This window comes from Thermohalobaculum sp., assembly GCF_058622915.1.
In genome coordinates, this window is sequence record NZ_JBZSYN010000101.1 from 1 (window position 1) to 16,748 (window position 16,748).

At 68.5% G+C, this 16,748-nt stretch carries 18 protein-coding genes; 12 read left to right on the forward strand and 6 right to left on the reverse strand.

Annotated features, from left to right (window positions below; genetic code table 11):
- A partial coding sequence (locus AC32QD_RS08205) for an aldehyde dehydrogenase family protein (protein WP_492010004.1) occupies positions 1-635 on the reverse strand: 635 nt, incomplete at its 3' end.
- A gap of 158 nt (positions 636-793) precedes the next feature.
- Between AC32QD_RS08205 and AC32QD_RS08210 the strand changes: the two genes are divergently transcribed.
- The 5 genes from AC32QD_RS08210 (at position 794) to AC32QD_RS08230 (ending at position 5,206) form a co-directional block, all read left to right on the forward strand.
- Positions 794-1,918 carry an ABC transporter ATP-binding protein gene (locus tag AC32QD_RS08210; RefSeq protein ID WP_492010030.1) on the forward strand — a complete coding sequence of 375 codons (1,125 nt, stop codon included), beginning with the start codon at positions 794-796 and terminating at the stop codon, positions 1,916-1,918.
- Positions 1,918-2,847 carry an ABC transporter permease gene (locus AC32QD_RS08215; protein WP_492010005.1) on the forward strand — a complete coding sequence of 310 codons (930 nt, stop codon included), beginning with the start codon at positions 1,918-1,920 and terminating at the stop codon, positions 2,845-2,847. Before AC32QD_RS08210 ends, AC32QD_RS08215 begins: the two co-directional genes overlap by 1 nt.
- On the forward strand, positions 2,844-3,656 hold the full coding sequence (locus tag AC32QD_RS08220) for an ABC transporter permease (RefSeq protein WP_492010006.1): 813 nt from the start codon (positions 2,844-2,846) through the stop codon (positions 3,654-3,656). Before AC32QD_RS08215 ends, AC32QD_RS08220 begins: the two co-directional genes overlap by 4 nt.
- A 34-nt stretch (positions 3,657-3,690) precedes the next feature.
- A complete protein-coding gene (locus AC32QD_RS08225; RefSeq protein ID WP_492010007.1) occupies positions 3,691-4,722 on the forward strand; it encodes an extracellular solute-binding protein in 1,032 nt (343 codons plus the stop codon).
- A gap of 76 nt (positions 4,723-4,798) precedes the next feature.
- Positions 4,799-5,206 carry a (R)-mandelonitrile lyase gene (locus AC32QD_RS08230; RefSeq protein WP_492010008.1) on the forward strand — a complete coding sequence of 136 codons (408 nt, stop codon included), beginning with the start codon at positions 4,799-4,801 and terminating at the stop codon, positions 5,204-5,206.
- Positions 5,207-5,240: 34 nt separating this feature from the next.
- On the opposite strand, the gene AC32QD_RS08235 is transcribed toward AC32QD_RS08230, so the two are convergent.
- From AC32QD_RS08235 to cysD, 4 genes are all read right to left on the reverse strand, one after another.
- Complete coding sequence (locus tag AC32QD_RS08235) at positions 5,241-5,840, reverse strand: thiamine pyrophosphate-dependent enzyme (protein ID WP_492010009.1); 600 nt, start codon at positions 5,838-5,840, stop codon at positions 5,241-5,243.
- Positions 5,841-5,851: 11 nt separating this feature from the next.
- Positions 5,852-6,385, reverse strand: a complete 534-nt coding sequence (locus AC32QD_RS08240; RefSeq protein WP_492010010.1) for a hypothetical protein — start codon at positions 6,383-6,385, stop codon at positions 5,852-5,854.
- A 117-nt stretch (positions 6,386-6,502) separates the two neighbouring features.
- The gene (gene cysN, locus AC32QD_RS08245; RefSeq protein ID WP_492010011.1) at positions 6,503-8,404 is read right to left on the reverse strand and encodes a sulfate adenylyltransferase subunit CysN; all 1,902 of its coding nucleotides are present in this window, start codon (positions 8,402-8,404) and stop codon (positions 6,503-6,505) included.
- Complete coding sequence (cysD, locus tag AC32QD_RS08250) at positions 8,404-9,306, reverse strand: sulfate adenylyltransferase subunit CysD (RefSeq protein ID WP_492010012.1); 903 nt, start codon at positions 9,304-9,306, stop codon at positions 8,404-8,406. The genes cysN and cysD overlap by 1 nt, the downstream gene beginning before the upstream one ends.
- A 167-nt stretch (positions 9,307-9,473) precedes the next feature.
- Here cysD and cutA point away from each other — a divergent pair, with 167 nt between their 5' ends.
- From cutA to AC32QD_RS08280, 6 genes are all read left to right on the forward strand, one after another.
- Positions 9,474-9,800, forward strand: a complete 327-nt coding sequence (gene cutA, locus AC32QD_RS08255; protein WP_492010013.1) for a divalent-cation tolerance protein CutA — start codon at positions 9,474-9,476, stop codon at positions 9,798-9,800.
- Positions 9,801-9,813: 13 nt separating this feature from the next.
- Positions 9,814-10,014 (forward strand): DUF2905 domain-containing protein, encoded by a 201-nt coding sequence (locus AC32QD_RS08260; protein ID WP_492010014.1) that lies wholly within the window; start codon positions 9,814-9,816, stop codon positions 10,012-10,014.
- Between the two features lie 197 nt (positions 10,015-10,211).
- Positions 10,212-11,012: a DeoR/GlpR family DNA-binding transcription regulator gene (locus tag AC32QD_RS08265; protein ID WP_492010015.1), complete on the forward strand. Its 801-nt coding sequence runs from the start codon at positions 10,212-10,214 to the stop codon at positions 11,010-11,012.
- Positions 11,002-12,540 carry a glycerol-3-phosphate dehydrogenase gene (gene glpD / locus AC32QD_RS08270; protein ID WP_492010016.1) on the forward strand — a complete coding sequence of 513 codons (1,539 nt, stop codon included), beginning with the start codon at positions 11,002-11,004 and terminating at the stop codon, positions 12,538-12,540. Before AC32QD_RS08265 ends, glpD begins: the two co-directional genes overlap by 11 nt.
- 202 nt (positions 12,541-12,742) lie before the next feature.
- On the forward strand, positions 12,743-13,576 hold the full coding sequence (locus tag AC32QD_RS08275; RefSeq protein WP_492010017.1) for a transporter substrate-binding domain-containing protein: 834 nt from the start codon (positions 12,743-12,745) through the stop codon (positions 13,574-13,576).
- Positions 13,573-14,508: an amino acid ABC transporter permease gene (locus AC32QD_RS08280; protein WP_492010018.1), complete on the forward strand. Its 936-nt coding sequence runs from the start codon at positions 13,573-13,575 to the stop codon at positions 14,506-14,508. Before AC32QD_RS08275 ends, AC32QD_RS08280 begins: the two co-directional genes overlap by 4 nt.
- Positions 14,509-14,563: 55 nt before the next feature.
- Here the strand turns inward: AC32QD_RS08280 and AC32QD_RS08285 are convergent, their stop codons facing one another.
- Entirely contained in the window at positions 14,564-15,040 is a 477-nt protein-coding gene (locus tag AC32QD_RS08285; RefSeq protein WP_492010019.1) for a GFA family protein, read from the reverse strand.
- 284 nt (positions 15,041-15,324) lie between these two features.
- Between AC32QD_RS08285 and AC32QD_RS08290 the strand changes: the two genes are divergently transcribed.
- Entirely contained in the window at positions 15,325-16,701 is a 1,377-nt protein-coding gene (locus AC32QD_RS08290; RefSeq protein ID WP_492010020.1) for a substrate-binding protein, read from the forward strand.
- The last annotated feature ends 47 nt before the right edge of the window (positions 16,702-16,748 follow it).

Here is a 16,748-nt window from a genome sequence, read left to right on the forward strand (position 1 = left end):
GCGTCGACCGCCTCCTTGTCGCCGTTGACCACGTTGAGGATGCCCGCGGGCAGGCCGGCCTCGATCAGCAGCTCGGCCAGCATCAGCGGCACCGAGGGGTCGCGCTCGGAGGGCTTGAGGATGAAGGCATTGCCGCAGGCGATGGCCGGGCAGAACTTCCACATCGGGATCATGGCGGGGAAGTTGAACGGCGTGATGCCGGCGACCACGCCGACCGGCTGGCGCATCGAGTACATGTCGATGCCGGGGCCGGCATCGGCGGTGAACTCGCCCTTGAGCAGATGCGGCGCGCCGATGCAGAACTCGGCCACCTCGAGCCCGCGCTGCACGTCGCCGCGGGCGTCCGGCAGGGTCTTGCCGTGCTCGGTGGAGAGCGCCTCGGCCAGCTTGTCCATGTCGCGCTGCAGGAGCTGCACGAACTTCATCAGCACGCGGCCGCGGCGCTGCGGGTTGGTCGCGGCCCAGCCGGGCTGGGCGGCGCGCGCGTTCTCGACCGCGGCGCGGACCTCGTCGGCGCTGGCGAAGGGCACTTTCGCCTGCACCTCGCCGGTGGCCGGGTTGTAGACGTCGCCGAAGCGGCCCGAGCGGCCCTGGACGTGCTTGCCGCCGATGAAATGGGTGAGTTCCTTGGCCATCCGTTCCTCCGTGGGTTCGCCCTTTTCGCTGCGCCGGCGCGGGCTTTCAGGGGCTTGTTGCGCCTTTGGGCCCTGAGCGTCAAGGGCCCGGAGAGGGGTTGCCAAGAGCCGCCGCGCTGGCCTTAGATGGCCGGAACGATAAAGCCGGGGAGGGCGGAATCAACGCGCAAGGGCAAGCCGAAGCGTCGGGGGCAATCGTCGCCGAGCGGGTCACCAAGGTGTTCGGCGAGGGCCAGGCCGAGGTCCGGGCGCTGGACGACGTCTCGGTCACCATCCGCGAGAACGAGTTCTTCACGCTCTTGGGCCCCTCGGGCTGCGGCAAGACCACGCTGTTGCGCCTGATCGCGGGGTTCGAGCACCCCACGGCGGGCACGATCATGCTGGAGGGGCGGGACATCTCGCACCTGCCGCCCTACCGGCGCTCGGTGAACACGGTGTTCCAGTCCTACGCGCTGTTCCCGCACATGAGCGTGAGCCAGAACATCGCCTTCGGGCTGGAGATGCTGGGACAACCGCGCGCCCAGATCCGCGAGACCGTCGCCGAGATGCTGACGCTGGTGCGCATGGAGGCGCTCAAGGACCGGCGCACCGACCAGATCTCGGGCGGTCAGCAGCAGCGCGTGGCGCTGGCGCGCGCGCTGGCGCCGCGGCCCAAGGTGCTGTTGCTGGACGAGCCCTTGTCGGCGCTGGACTACAAGCTCAGGAAGGACATGCAGATCGAGCTGAAGCGGCTGCAAGGCGAGACCGGCATCACCTTCATCTTCGTCACCCACGACCAGGAGGAGGCGCTGACCATGTCCGACCGGCTGGCGGTGATGCGCGAGGGCCGGATCCTGCAGGTCGGCTCCCCGCGCGAGATCTACAACCACCCGGCCGAGCGCTTCGTCGCCGACTTCATCGGCGACACCAACTTCCTGACCGCCGAAGTGATCGAGGCCGCGGGCGGCAAGGCGCGGCTGAGGCTTTCCTCGGGGCGCGAGGTCGGCGCGGACGTGCCCGAGGGCATGATGGCGCGGGGCCGCGTGACCCTGGCGGTGCGGCCCGAGCACGCGGAGCTGGCCGGGGATGGAACGGACGGGGGGGCGGATGGCGCGGCGCTGGGTGGCACGCTCGAGAACATCGTCTATGTCGGGCCGGACACGCACTACCACCTGCGGCTGGCCGACGGCACCGCCTTCGTCGTGCGCAGCCAGAACCTGCGCGACGCCGCCGAGCCGCGGCGGCCGGGCGAGCCCGTGGGCGTCGCCTTCAAGGCGGATGCGGTGCAGGTGCTGAGGGACTGATGCAGCCAGAGGCCCGCGAGCGCAGCCTGGTCGAGGAGGCCGAGCGACGCGAGGTGCGGCGCAACCGGCTGCTGTGCACGCCGGCGCTGGCCTGGCTCATGCTGTTCGCGGTGGGACCGCTGGCGATCGTGCTGGTCTACTCGTTCCTCACGGCGGGCGAGTATGGCGGCGTGGTCTGGCAGCTCTCGGGCAAGGCCTGGTTCAACGTGTTGTTCCAGCGCGACATCTTCTCGGGCCAGGTGTCGCTGGCGGACGCGAACCTGGAGATCCTGTGGCGGTCGGTGAAGATCTCGCTGCTGACCACCGTGGTGACGCTCGCGGTGGGCTTTCCCACCGCCTATTTCATCGCCACCCGGCCGGCGCGCTCGCGCAATGTCTGGCTGTTCCTGATCACCATCCCGTTCTGGACCAACCTGCTGATCCGCACCTTCGCGATCCTCGAGGTGATCCGCAACGAGGGGCTGGTGAACACGGCGCTGATCAGGCTCGGCATCATCGAGCATCCGATCCAGATGCTGTATACCGATTTCGCCATCATGGTGGGCATGACCTATGTCTACCTGCCGCTGATGGTGCTGCCGCTCTATGCGGCGATGGAGCGGCTCGACTTCCGCCTGGTCGAGGCGGCCTACGACCTTTACGCCACGCGCGGGCAGGTGCTGCGCCGGGTGATCATCCCGATGGTGCGGCCCGGCATCGTGGCCGGCTCGATCCTGGTGTTCATCCCCTCGCTCGGCGTCTACGTGACGCCGCGCGTGCTGGGCGGCGGCCGGCACATGATGCTGGCCAACCTGATCGACCTGCAGTTCGGCGCGGGGCGCAACTGGCCGCTGGGCGCGGCGCTGTCGATCACGCTTTTGGTGCTGGTCTCGGTCGCGCTGGTCTTCTATGTGCGCATCATCCAGCGCGCCTCGGAGGCGCCGCGATGAGGGCGGGGACGGCACGGCCCTTCTCGCTCAGGCACCAGCCGGGGTTCACCCCGGCGGCGATGCTGTGCTTCGCCGTGCTCTACACGCCGATCGTGCTGTTGGTGATCTACTCGTTCAACGCCGGCGAGAACGTGGCGCTGTGGGAAGGGTTCTCGCTGAAATGGTACGGCGCGGCCTGGCGCAACGACCTGGTACAGGAGGTGACGACCCGCTCGCTGGTGCTGGCCGGCTTCGCCTCGACCATCGCCACGGCGCTGGCGACGATGGCCGCGCTGGGGACGACGCGGACCCGGCCCTACCGGGGGCTGACCGCGATCTACGCCATCATCAACCAGCCGCTGATGGTGCCCGAGATCGTCACCGCCGTGGCGCTTCTGATCCTGTTCGCGGCGATCAAGGTTGCGACCGGCGTGCAGGGGCTGATCTACCTGGTGCTCGCGCACACCGCCTTTTGCATTCCCTTCGCCTACCTGCCGATCCGGGCGCGGCTCGAGTCGATGGACCTGACGCTCGAGACGGCCGCCGCCGACCTCTACGCCACGCCCTGGCTGGCGTTCCGGCGCGTCACGCTGCCGCTGCTGTGGCCCGGCATCCTGGCCGGGTTAATGCTGGCCTTTGTGATCTCGCTCGACGACGTGGTGATCACCGAGTTCGTCAAGTCCGCCGGGCAGGACACCCTGCCGACCTACATGCTGGGCCAGCTCAGGCGGGGTGTCTCGCCCGAGATCAACGCCATCTCGACGGCGCTGCTGGGCGTCTCGGCGCTGCTGGTGACGCTGTTCTTTGTCATTACGCGAAGACGCGGCTAGGATCGCCGCACAACCTGAACAGGGAGGGAAACGAATGTCCTGGAAAGCAGTTGCCATCGCGGTTGCGGCGGCGCTCGTCACGGCGCCGGCGGCGCAGGCGGCGGGCGAGCTCAACATGTTCAACTGGGGCGACTACACCAGCCCCAAGCTGATCGAGAAGTTCGAGAAGAAATACGACGTCAAGGTCACGATCACGACCTATGACTCGAACGCGACCGCGCTGGCCAAGGTCAAGGCCGGCGGGCATGGCTATGACATCGTGGTGCCCTCGGCGAACTACGTGAAGATCTTCATCGACCAGGGGCTGGCCATGGAGACGCGGCCCGACAAGATGGCGAACTTCAAGAACGTCGAGGCGAAGTGGACCAACCCCGACTGGGACCCCGGCCGGCACTATTCCGTGCCCTGGGTGTGGGGCAGCACCGGGGTGGTGGTCGACACCGCCGTCTATAACGGCGACATCGACACCTCGGGCATAATCTTCGACCCGCCCAAGGAGCTGGTCGGCAAGATCAACGTCGCGCCGTCGATGGGCGACGTGATCGGCATGGCGCTGATGTATGTGGGAAGCAAGCCGTGCACCAGCGACAAGGCGGCGCTGAAGAAGGCGCGCGACCTACTGATGGCGGCCAAGCCGAAATGGCTGTCGATGGACTACGGCCTGGCCGAGAAGATGCCGCGCGGCGACTTCTCCGCCGCGCTCTATTGGAACGGCGCAGCCTATCGGGCGCGCCTGGCCAAGCCGTCGATCCACTACGGCTACCCCAAGGAAGGGTTCCCACTGTGGATGGACAACGTCATCGTCCTGAAGTCCGCGAAGAACGTCAAGAACGCCAAGCTGTTCCAGAACTTCATCATGGACCCCCAGAACGCGGCGCTGATCTCGACCTTCGCCCGCTACGCAAACGCCATCAAGGGCTCGGAGAAGTACATGCCCGAGGGCATGCGCACGGCACGCGAGATCGTCATTCCGCCCAAGCTGAAGGACAAGGGCGTGTTCCTGCCCGCCTGCCCCAAGCCGGTGAATGACATCTACACCGCGATCTGGACCGAGCTGACCAAGTAGCACCGGGACCGGCGCCCGCCCTGCCCTTGCGGCGGGGCGGGCGCCTTTGTTTAGGCATGCAAAGAGGGAGACGGACATGGACATCCGCCGGCTGAGCGACACGCCCACGCGCAGGGCGAACCCGGACTGGTTCACCGGCACCGTGTGGCAGGAGCCGATCAACCAGGCGCCCGAGCCCGCGCGCGTCCGCGCGGTCCGGGTGAATTTCGAGCCCGGGGCCCGGACCAACTGGCACACGCATCCGCTGGGCCAGACGCTCTATGTGCTCTCGGGCATCGGCCGGGTGCAAAAGCAAGGCGAGGCCGTGCACGAGATCCGCGAAGGCGACACCGTGTGGATCCCGCCGGGCGAGAAGCACTGGCACGGCGCCGCGCCCGACCACGCCATGGTGCACGTCGCCGTGCAGGAAGCGCTCGACGGCAAGCATGTCGAGTGGATGGAGCCGGTGAGCGACGCGGATTACGGCGTCGCGCCTGAGGGCTGAGGCCGCGACAGGCCAGCGCCGCGGCGGAGGCGCCTCAGCGGGTTCCCAAGAGCGCGCGGCGGAAGATCGTCTTGCGCTCCACCGCGTCGAAGTTGCGCTTGTAGGCCGGCGGCGCGGCGATCGAGACCCTGAGCAGCACGAAGGCCGGGCCATTGCTGTTGCGCAGCGCCTGCGCTGCGGCGGAGTAGTCGGCCTCGGCCGCGACCGTGTGGGTCGTGGCGATGCCCGAATGCCGGGCGATCCCGGCCAGGTCCACGCCGCGGCTGGTGTGGCCCTCTTGGTAGCCGGTCTCGCCGTAATGGCCGTTGTCGACGCACAGGATGGCCAGGTTCGGCGGCTGCATCACGCCCACGGTGGCCAGCGCGCCGACGCTCATCATCAGGTCGCCGTCGCCGGTGACCGCAAGCACGCGGCGCTCGGGCTGGGCATAGGCCAGGCCCAGCGCGAAGGGCACCGCCGCGCCCATGGCGCCGCCCATCAGATAGACGTTCGGGCTCTCCTCGGTCAGCGCAGCGATGTCCTTGGCGGTGCCGGCGAGGCCGGCGACGATCAAAAGATCCGCGGGGTCGCCGATCAGGGCCGGGACGGCCTGCTTGCGGTCGAGGGCCGCGGTCTTTGCGGGGGTGCCGGTCATGCGCGCCTCCCTCAGAACGGCTTGGCGCCGAGCAGACGCTGGCTCAGGAGCATGCCGACCCCGGCGTCCGAGCGGTAGGCCATGTTGACGGCGGCGGTGGCGGCGGGGATCACGTCCTCGGCGCGCTCGGCGGTCAGGCAATGCAGGCCCATCGCTTCCATCACCGGCTTGACGCCGTGGCCCATCGGCAGCTGCCAGGGGTTCTGCTCGCCGAACTCGCCGCGCATCGACACGATGGTGAAGAAGGGGAAGCGGCCGATGCGGATCAGCGAGAACTGGTTGACGCAGTTGCCGACGCCCGAGGACTGCATGAGCAGCACGCCGCGCCCGCCGCCCAAATGGTGGCCGGCCAGCATCGGCACGCCTTCCATCTCGGTGGTCAGCGGCACGGAGACCGCGTCGGGATCGGCGATCGAGCGGTCGATCAGCACCCGGTGCCCGGCGTCGGGGACATAGGCGAACAGGGTCAGGCCCATGCTGCGCAGGTGATCGTAGAGCGCATCCTGCCAGGAGCCGGCGGCCGAATCCTCGAGTCTGGCTTGCAACTGGCCCTCCCTGCCCGGTGGCTCCCGGCGAGGAACGTTCTACAGGCGCGGCCCGCAAGTCAAACGGCAACGCGCTGCCTCCCTGCCGCCACGCGGAAAAGCGGCGGCGGCGAGGGCTCAGCCGAGATAGCCCTTCTCCTCGAGCCAGGCGACGATCTGGCCGGCGGAGTCCTCGGGGCTCGCCTTCGAGGTGTCGACCCGGATCTCGGCGCCGAGCGGCGGCTCGTAGGGCGAGTCGATGCCGGTGAAGTTCGTGATCTTGCCGGCCCGCGCCTTGGCGTAGAGGCCCTTGGGATCGCGCGCCTCGGCGACCTCCAGCGGCGCGTCGACGAAGATCTCGATGAACTCGTCGGGCTCGACCAGGCCGCGCGCCAGGCGCCGCTCGGAGCGGAAGGGCGAGATGAAGGAGACCAGCACGATCACCCCGGCATCGACCATCAGCTTGGCCACCTCGCCGACGCGGCGGATGTTCTCGACCCGGTCGACATCGGTGAAGCCGAGGTCGCGGTTCAGCCCGTGGCGCACGTTGTCGCCGTCGAGCACCATGGTGTGGCGGTTGAGCGCGTGCAGCTTCTGGCTGACGAGATCGGCAATGGTCGACTTGCCCGCCCCCGAGAGCCCGGTGAACCACAGGATCGCCGGCTTCTGGTGCTTCTGCGCGGCGCGCGCGCCCTTGTCGATCTTGAGCGCCTGGCGGTGGATGTTCGAGGCGCGGCGCAGCGCGAAGTGCAACAGCCCCATGCCGACCGTCTCGTTGGTCAGCCGGTCGATCAGGATGAAGCCCCCGGTCTCGCGGTTGTCGTGGTAGGCGTCGAAGGCGATGTCGCGGTCGAGCGAGACATTGGCGACGCCGATCTCGTTGAGATCGAGCTTCTTCGCCGCCAGGTGCTCCATGGTGTTGACGTTGATCTTGTATTTCGGCGAGGCGGGGGTGCAGGTGACCGTGCGCGCGCCGATCTTCATCAGGTAGGACCGGCCGGGCAGCATCGGCGCGGGCGACATCCACAGGAGGCTGGCCTCGAACTGGTCGGCGACCTCGGCGGGGGCATCGGCCGCGGCGATCAGGTCGCCGCGCGAGACGTCCACCTCGTCGGCGAGCGTGAGCGTCACCGACTGGCCGGCCACGGCCAAATCCAGATCGCCGTCGAAGGTGACGATGCGCGCGACCCGGCTCTCGGCGCCCGAGGGCAGCACCTTGACCCGGTCGCCGGGGCGGACCGTGCCCGCGGAGATCTGCCCGGCGAAGCCGCGGAAGTCCTGGTTCGGCCGGTTGACCCACTGCACCGCCATGCGCAACGGCCTGGCCTGGTCGTCGGACTCCACGTCGATGGTCTCGAGATGCTCCATCAGCGTCGGGCCGGAAAACCACGGCATGCGCTCGGAGGGTGTCACGACATTGTCGCCCTCGAGCGCGGAGACCGGGATCGAGACCACCGACTGGAAGCCGAAGGGCTGCACGAAGGCGCGGTAGGCCTCGTCGATCTGGTTGAAGACGTGCTGGGCGTAGTCGACGAGGTCCATCTTGTTGATGCACAGCACCACGTGGCGCACGCCCAGCATCGAGACGATGAAGGAGTGCCGCCGGGTCTGGGTCAGCACGCCCTTGCGCGCGTCGATCATCACCACGGCGAGGTCGGCGGTCGAGGCCCCGGTCGCCATGTTGCGCGTGTACTGCTCGTGGCCCGGCGTGTCGGCGACGATGAACTTGCGCTTCTCGGTGGAGAAGAAGCGGTAGGCGACGTCGATGGTGATGCCCTGCTCGCGCTCGGCCGCCAGCCCGTCGACCAGCAGCGCGAAGTCGATCCTGTCGCCCTGCGTGCCGACGCGCCGGCTGTCGGCCTCGAGCGCCGCGAGCTGGTCCTCGTAGATCAGCTTGGACTCGAACAGCATGCGCCCGATCAGCGTCGACTTGCCGTCGTCGACCGAGCCGCAGGTGAGGAAGCGCAGGAGGCTCTTGTTCTCGTGCGCCTGCAGGTACTCGATGATGTCGGCGGCGATGCGCCGGTCCTGGTGCGACATCAGAAGTAGCCTTCCTGCTTCTTCAGCTCCATCGAGGCGGCGCTGTCGTGGTCGATGGCGCGGCCCTGGCGCTCGGAGGTGGTGGTCAGGAGGGTCTCCTGGACGATCTCGGGCAGCGTGGTGGCGCGGGATTCCACTGCCCCCGTGAGCGGGTAGCAGCCCAGCGTGCGAAAGCGCACCCAGCGCATCTGGGGCGTCTCGCCGGGCTTGAGCGGCATGCGGTCATCGTCGACCATCAAGAGCAGACCGTCGCGGCGCACCACGGGGCGCTCGGCGGCGAAGTAGAGCTCGGGGATCTGAATCTCCTCGCGCCAGATGTACTGCCAGACATCCAGCTCGGTCCAGTTCGAGAGCGGGAAGACCCGGATCGACTCGCCCTTGTTCTTGCGCGTGTTGTAGAGCTTCCAAAGCTCGGGGCGCTGGTTCTTCGGGTCCCAGCGGTGCTGGGCGTTCCTGAACGAGAAGATGCGCTCCTTGGCGCGTGAGGTCTCCTCGTCGCGCCGCGCGCCGCCGAAGGCCACGTCGAAGCGGTACTTGTCGAGCGCCTGCATGAGCGACTGGGTCTTCATCACGTCGGTGTGCACCTGGGAGCCGTGCGTGAAGGGGCTGATGCCCTGTGCGAGCCCCTCCTCGTTGACGTGCACGATCAGGTCCATGCCGGATTCCTCGGCCATGCGGTCGCGGAATTCGTACATGGCGCGGAACTTCCAGGTGGTATCGACATGCATCAGCGGGAAGGGCGGCACGGCGGGATGGAACGCCTTGCGCGCCAGGTGCAGCATCACCGAGCTGTCCTTGCCCACCGAATACAGCATCACCGGGTTCTCGGCCTCGGCCGCGACCTCGCGCATGATGTGCATCGCCTCGGCCTCGAGGCGCTGCAGGTGGGTGAGTTGGATCATTCTCGCCTGTCCCTTGGGCCGGCCTGTCCCGGGCGCGTGCAGGAGTACATCGCGGCGCGGGGTTTAGAAAGGGTTTTGTCGCGGGCGCGCAAGGCGCCGTGGGCCCTTTCTCGGCGGGCCGCGGAGGCCTACCTTTGCGGCGGGACACAATGCGGGAGGCGACGGCCATGAGCGGGATCATCGACGTATGGGTGAACTGCGGCTCCGAGGACGAGGCGCGGCGCATCGCCGAGGAGGCGATCCAGGACCGCCTGGCCGCCTGCGCCAACATCTATCCCGCGATCACCAGCGCCTGGCACTGGCAGGGCACGGTGGAGCGCGGCAGGGAGGTGCCGCTGCTGCTGAAGACCCGCGCCGAGCTGTTCGACGAGCTGGCACGGCTGGTCGCGCGGCTACATGCCTACGAGACGCCCGCGGTGACCGGCGTGCCGGTGGCGCGGGCCAGCGCCGCCTACGAGGCCTGGGTCGTGGCCGAGACCAAGGGGGCGCCCTGAGCGGGCGGCGGGCATGGGACGGCTTCTCGTCATCCTCGGCCTGGTCCTGGTCGCCGTCGGTCTCGCCTGGATGCTGGGCGAGCGGCTGGGGCTGGGGCGCCTGCCCGGCGACTTCGTGTTCGCGTGGGGTAACACGCGGGTCTATCTGCCGCTTGCCACCTCGATCGTGATCAGCGTGGCGCTGAGCCTGGTGTTCTGGCTGATCGGGCGCTGAGCGCGGCGACGGGTCGGCCGGCCCGGCCCGCTGACCGGCCGCGGCACGGCGTGTCAGCGGCCGGAACCTGGCGCGGACATGTTCGAACGAACCTGACTTGCGTCTCATCCGAAAACGCCGCTATGGTCCGGCGCGGAACAGGACGATAGCCCCGATGCCCCGGCCCCCGGCCCAGGCCCGGGGCCGGGACGCACGCCATGACCATGTCGGATCGCCAGCGCGACATCCTGGCCGCCGCGCGCCGGCAGGGGCGCGTGACGGTCGACGGGCTCGCCGGCCTCTACGCGGTGACGCCGCAGACCATCCGCCGCGACCTCAACGAGCTGAGCCGCAGGGGCCTGCTGGCGCGCAACCACGGCGGCGCTGTGCCGGCCAACAGCGTCTCGAACGTGGCCTATGAGGCGCGGCGCAACCTGATGGCCGCGGAGAAGGCGCGCATCGGCGCCGCCGCGGCGGCGCTGATCCCTCACAACAGCTCGCTCATCATCAACATCGGCACCACCACCGAGCAGGTGGCGCGCGCCCTCTACCATCACCGCGACCTGGTGGTGATCACCAACAATATCAACGTGGTGAATATCCTCAGCGGCTCGCCCGGCAAGGAGCTGATCCTCGCCGGCGGCGTTGTGCGCCAGTCCGACGGCGGCATCGTCGGCGAGGCGGCGGTCGCGTTCATCCGGCAGTTCCGCGTCGACTGCGCGGTGATCGGGGCCTCGGCGCTCGACACCGACGGCGCGGTGCTCGACTACGACTACCGCGAGGTACTGGTGGCGCGCGCCATCATCGAGAACGCGCGACGCACGATCCTGGTCGCCGACCACGGCAAGTTCGAGCGCTCGGCCCCGGTGCGCATCTCGGACCTCGCGGCGATCGACATGATCGTCACCGACCGCGCGCCGCCCGAGGGCTTCCGCGCCGCCTGCGCCGCCCGGGACGTCGAGGTGATCGTCGCGGACGATCCGGTTTCGGATCGGGGGAAAACCGAACATGATCGGTGAGCGCAGCGAGACGATCTACGACCTCGCCATCATCGGCGGCGGGGTGAACGGCTGCGGCATCGCCCGCGACGCCGCCGGGCGGGGGCTCAAGGTGCTGCTCGCCGAGCAGGGCGATCTGGCGCAGGCGACCTCCTCGGCCTCGACCAAGCTGTTCCATGGCGGGCTGCGCTATCTCGAGTTCTACGAGTTCCGCCTGGTGCGCGAGGCGCTGATCGAGCGCGAGACGCTGCTTCGCGCCATGCCGCACATCTCCTGGCCGCTGCGCTTCGTGCTGCCGCATCACGCCGGGCTCAGGCCGACCTGGCTCCTGCGCCTCGGCCTGATGATCTACGACCACCTGGGCGGGCGCAGGATCCTGCCGCCGACGCGCGCGCTCGACCTCACGCGCGACGCCGCCGGCGCCCCCCTCAAGCCGCTCTACACCCGGGGCTTCGAGTACTCCGACTGCTGGGTGGACGACGCCCGGCTCGTGGTGCTCAACGCGCGCGACGCGGCGGCGCGCGGCGCGGTCATCCTGACCCGGACGCGCTGCGAGCGGGCGAGCCGGGCCGCCGGCCTGTGGGAGGTGCGGCTCGCCGACGCCCAGACCGGCGAGGTCCGCACCGTGCGCGCCCGCGGCCTCGTCAACGCCGCGGGGCCGTGGGTCGACGAGGTCATCCGCGCGCGGCTGGGCAGCACCAGCCCGGCGCATATCCGGCTCGTGCGCGGCAGCCACATCGTGACGCGCAAGCTGTTCGACCACGACCGGCCCTATATCTTCCAGCAGGCCGACGGGCGCATCGTCTTCGCCATTCCCTACGAGCATGACTTCACGCTGATCGGCACCACCGACCGCGACCACGAGGGCGACCCCCTGTCGGCCCGCTGCACCGAGGAGGAGGCGGCCTATCTGTGCGCGGCGGTCTCGGAGTATTTCCGCACGCCGGTGACGCCGGCCGACATCGTGTGGACCTATTCGGGGGTGCGCCCGCTCTATGACGACGGTAGCTCCTCGGCGACCCAGGCGACGCGCGATTACGTGCTCAAGGTGACCGACGCGGGCGGCGCGGCACCGCTGCTCAACGTCTTCGGCGGCAAGATCACCACGCATCGACGTCTCGCGCAGGCGGCGCTGCATCGAATCGCCCCCTACTTTCCAAGCATGGGCCCACCCTGGACGGCGGGCGCGCCGCTGCCGGGGGGCGACTTCGCCGTCGACGGCTTCGCGGCGCTGGTCGCCGACCTGGTCGCGCGCTTCCCCTTCGTGGCACCGCGCCACGCGCATCGCCTCGCCCGCGCCTACGGCACCGAGGCGGCGGCACTGCTCGAGGGCGCGCGCGGGCCTCAGGACCTGGGCGAGCGCTTCGGCTGGGACCTGACCGAGCGCGAGCTGCGCTGGCTGATGACCCGCGAATGGGCGCGCACCGCGGACGACGTGCTGTGGCGCCGCTCGAAGCTGGGCCTGCGCCTGTCGGCGGCCGAGCGCGCGGCGGTGGGCGCCTGGATGGAGCGCAATCAGCCGCAGGAGTGCTCGCATGTCGCCCGATGAACCGGGATCGGGCGCAGGAGCGGGAGGTGCCGGCCTGCGCGCACCTCGCACGAGGCCGATCTTCCGGGCTTCGTCCGCGCCGGTCATCGCCGGGGACGCGAGATATTCCTTGGCAGGCGAACGGGGGGTGGCTAGCGTGCGGTGCAGCGACTCCCGCGACCGCGGGACGTCCAGAGGGAGAGAATTGCAGGGAGACTTCAAAATGAAGGCGAAGCTTCTGATCGCCGCCGCGCTGGCTGCGTTGGCGCTGGCGCCGAGCGCGCAGGCCGGCGCGACGCTGGACCGCGTCATGAAGAATCACAAGCTGGTCATGTCGACAGACCCGGAGTATCCGCCCCAGTCGTCGCTGGACAAGAACAACCATTTCGTCGGCTTCGACATCGATGTCGGCAGGGAGATTGCCAAGCGCATGGGCGTGGGCATCGAATTCGTCACGCCGGGCTGGGACGTGATCACCGCCGGCCACTGGGGCGGGCGCTGGGATATCTCGGTCGGCTCGATGACCCCGACCAAGAAGCGGGCCGAGGTGCTCAATTTCCCGGCCATCTACTACTACACGCCAGCCTCGCTGGTGGTGAACAAGGCCAACACCACGATCAAGAAGCCCGAGGACGCGAGCGGCAAGGCGATCGGCGTCGGTGTGGCGACGACCTATGAGAACTACCTCAAGCACAACCTGGAGATCGACGCCAAGGGCGCGCCGCCCTTCAAGTACCGGATCGACCACGCCGACATCCACACCTATGACACGGATACGCTGGCGCTCGACGACCTGCGCCTGGGCGACGGCGTGCGGCTGGACGCCGTGATCACCGCGCTGCCGACCATCCTGCAGGCGCAGAAGGCCGGCTATCCGATCAAGGTCGTGGGCAAGCCGCTGTTCATGGAGCCGCTCTCGGTGGCCACGGACAAGGGTGACCCCGCGTTCGACGCCAAGATCGCCTCGATCGTCAAGGCGATGCATGAGGACGGCACGCTGACCAAGCTCTCGAAGAAGTGGTACGGTGTCGACCTGACCACGGCAAAGGGGTCGTGACGGCCTTTTTCCAGAACAAGGCCTTTATCTGGGCGACCGTCTTCGTCTTCGCCCTGCTCGTCCTTGTGCCGATCCAGGTGACCCTGCCGGGCCTCGCCGGCGGTCCCTGGGTCGGTCGCATCGTTGTCGCCGGATTCTTCACGCTGAATGTCTGGGCGGTGACGTTCCTGCGCTTCCGGGTGCAGGTCCTGGTCGCCTGGTTCGAGCTGTTGGGGCTGTTCGTACTGTTCTTCTACAGCTTCCACCTGAGCTACATCTATATCTGGGAGCGCCTGCCCCTGCTGATCGGGACGACGCTGAACCGGGGCTTTCTGATCGGCTCGGCGCTGACGCTGTTCATCTGCTTTGTCTCGATCATCGCCTCGACCATCCTGGCGCTGGCGGCCGCGCTGGCACGGCTGTCGAAGAACGGCATCGCGGTGGGTGTCTCGGGCTTCTATATCTCGTTCTTCCGCGGCACGCCGCTGCTTCTCCAGATCCTCCTGATCTATCTGGGCCTGCCGCAGATCGGCATCATCCTCAAACCGATCCCCTCGGCGATCATCGCGCTGTCGGCCTGCTACGGCGCCTACATGGCCGAGATCTTCCGCGCCGGCATCCAGGCGATTCCGCGCGGGCAGTCGGAAGCGGCGCGCTCGCTCGGCCTGCGCGAGGGCCTGATCATGCGGCTTATCATCCTGCCGCAAGCCATGCGCCTGATCATTCCGCCGACCGGCAACCAGTTCATCGCCATGCTCAAGGACTCGTCGCTGGTCTCGATCCTAGGCGCCTGGGACCTGATGTACATGGCGCGCACGCACGGCAAGTCCGACTTCAAGTACATGGAGATGCTGATCACCGCGGCGGTGATCTACTGGGCGCTGAGCGGCTTCTTCGAGATCATCCAGGCGCGCATCGAGCACCGCCTCGGCAAGGGCGTGCGCGTGGACTGAGGCGGCGGACCGGATCGCCGCCCCGTCGTGGCGCCCCTCGCCGCGGGGCGCGCGGTCAGTCCGCGTCCAGCAGGCCGTGCCGGCGGTGCCAGTCCTCAAGCGACTCCGCGGGGTAGGTTTCGTAGCGCGCATCCTGAGCGCCCTGTTCGACCCGGACCCAGGCCGGCTTGAAGTCGAGCAGGATGTGCACCCGCTCCGGCGACTGGGGCAGCGGTGTGTCGATGGCGCTGGCGAAGGGATGCACCAGCTCGGGCCAGCGCGGGTCCCACACCCACAGGGCGCTGCCGCAGCGCGAGCAGAAACGCCGCTCGCCCGGGCTGGGCTCGCCGTCGATCACGGCATGGAACACGGTGATGGCTTCCTCGCCCTCGACGCGCAGGCTGTCCCTCCGGCCGCCCAGGTTGATGGCGAAGCCTCCGCCGCCGGCGGTCTTGCGGCAGATCGAGCAGTAGCAGCGCAGATAGGGCACCGGCGCGTAGGCCTCGAGCGAGAAGCGGACGGCACCGCAGTAACAGGAGCCTTCGAGGTGCATGGCGATCCTCCTTGGCAAATGTCGGGGCGCGCAGCGTAACAGCCCAACCCCGCCGCACGCGAGAGGCCCTGGGTCGGCTGCCGAAGGCGGCGGGGCGGGCGCCTTGCCTGCCTGGCCGTGCGCCCGCGAACGCGCCTGTTCGCGCCGCCGTTGCGGGGCGACGCCGCAGCGGAAGCGGGCCCGGTTTGAAATCTTGGCCGCCGCGACCACTTTTGTCGTAGCGGTCCGCGTCGCTGTAGCCGTGAGGCCGACGGCGACATTGGTAAGAGCAAGGGAGAGAAACCATGACGAAAAAGAGCGACAGCACCAAGCTCGGAGCCGAAAGCGCCCTGATTGGCGCAGCCATGGACCGGCGCCGCGTCCTCGGCCTGGGCGTGGGTCTTGCCGCGGGCTCGGCCCTGCTCGGCAGGAGCGCGATGCCGGCCTGGGGGGCCAGCCATCCGGCGATCGGCACCTATCCGGCGGGGGTGTTCAAGGACCACGTGTTCGTCGGCGGCGTCATGCCGATCACCGGGCCCTACTCGTCGTCCGGCGAGGACATGCAGCGCGGCCTCGAGCTGGCGGTCAATCATCTCAACCACGGCAGCGAGGTGACGCAGAAGATCCCGACGCTGAAGGGCAACGGCGTGCTCGGCAAGCGCATCGAGTTCGAGGTGGCCGACTCGCAGACCAAGCCGAACCCGGCGGTGCAGGCGGCCACCGGCATGATCAACGACAAGAAGGCGATCATGCTGACCGGCGCGGTCTCGAGCGCCGTGGCCATCGCGCTCGAGAAGCTCGGCGAGCGCGAGAAGGTGCTGTTCATGGTCGGCAACTCGGGCTCGAACGACACCACCGGAAAGGACTGCCAGCGCTACGGCTTCCGCTCGCAGCTCTCGGCCTACATGGCGGCAAAGGGGCTGGCGCCGGTGCTGGCCAAGAACCTCGGCAAGGGCAAGAAGGTCGCCTACCTGGTGCCCGACTACACCTACGGGCACAGCGTCTACAACTCGATGAGCGAGTTCACCAAGCCATTCGGCTGGACCGAGGCGACAAAGCAGCTGGTCCCGCTGGGAACCACCGACTTCAGCTCGTACCTGCTCAACATCGCCAATTCGGGCGCCGATGTGTTCGTCAACATCACCTTCGGTGCCGACGCCGTGTCGTCGACCAAGCAGGCCGTCCAGTTCAACATCCTCAAGAACATGAAGTACGTCGTGCCCAACATCTCGCAGTTCCAGGGCAAGGAGCTGGGACCGAAGATCATGGGCGGCACCTACGGCACGCAGGCCTGGTGGTGGACCGAAGAGAACCACTTCCCGCTCGCCAAGCCCTTCGTCGCCGACTTCGAGAAGAAATACAGCTACAAGCCGCGCTGGGGCGCGAGCGAGGTCTATTTGCAGATGCTGGTGTGGGCCGACGCGGTCGAGCGCGCCGGGTCGTTCTACCCGCCGGACGTGATCTCGGCGCTCGAGTCGGGCCACAAGGTCGACACGATCTACGGCAAGGTGTGGTACCGGGCCGGCGATCACCAGATGGTGCGGCCGGTGCCGGTGATGGTCGGCAAGACGCCCGACCAGATGAAGGCGGCCGATGACTTCTACAAGATCATCGAGATCGTGCCCGGCTCGAAGGTGATGCCGCCGCTGTCCGCGACCGGCTGTCACATGCCCAAGACCTGACGCGCGCGGCTGCGATGTCCGCACGTTCGCGCCTGGGCGGCGGGGAC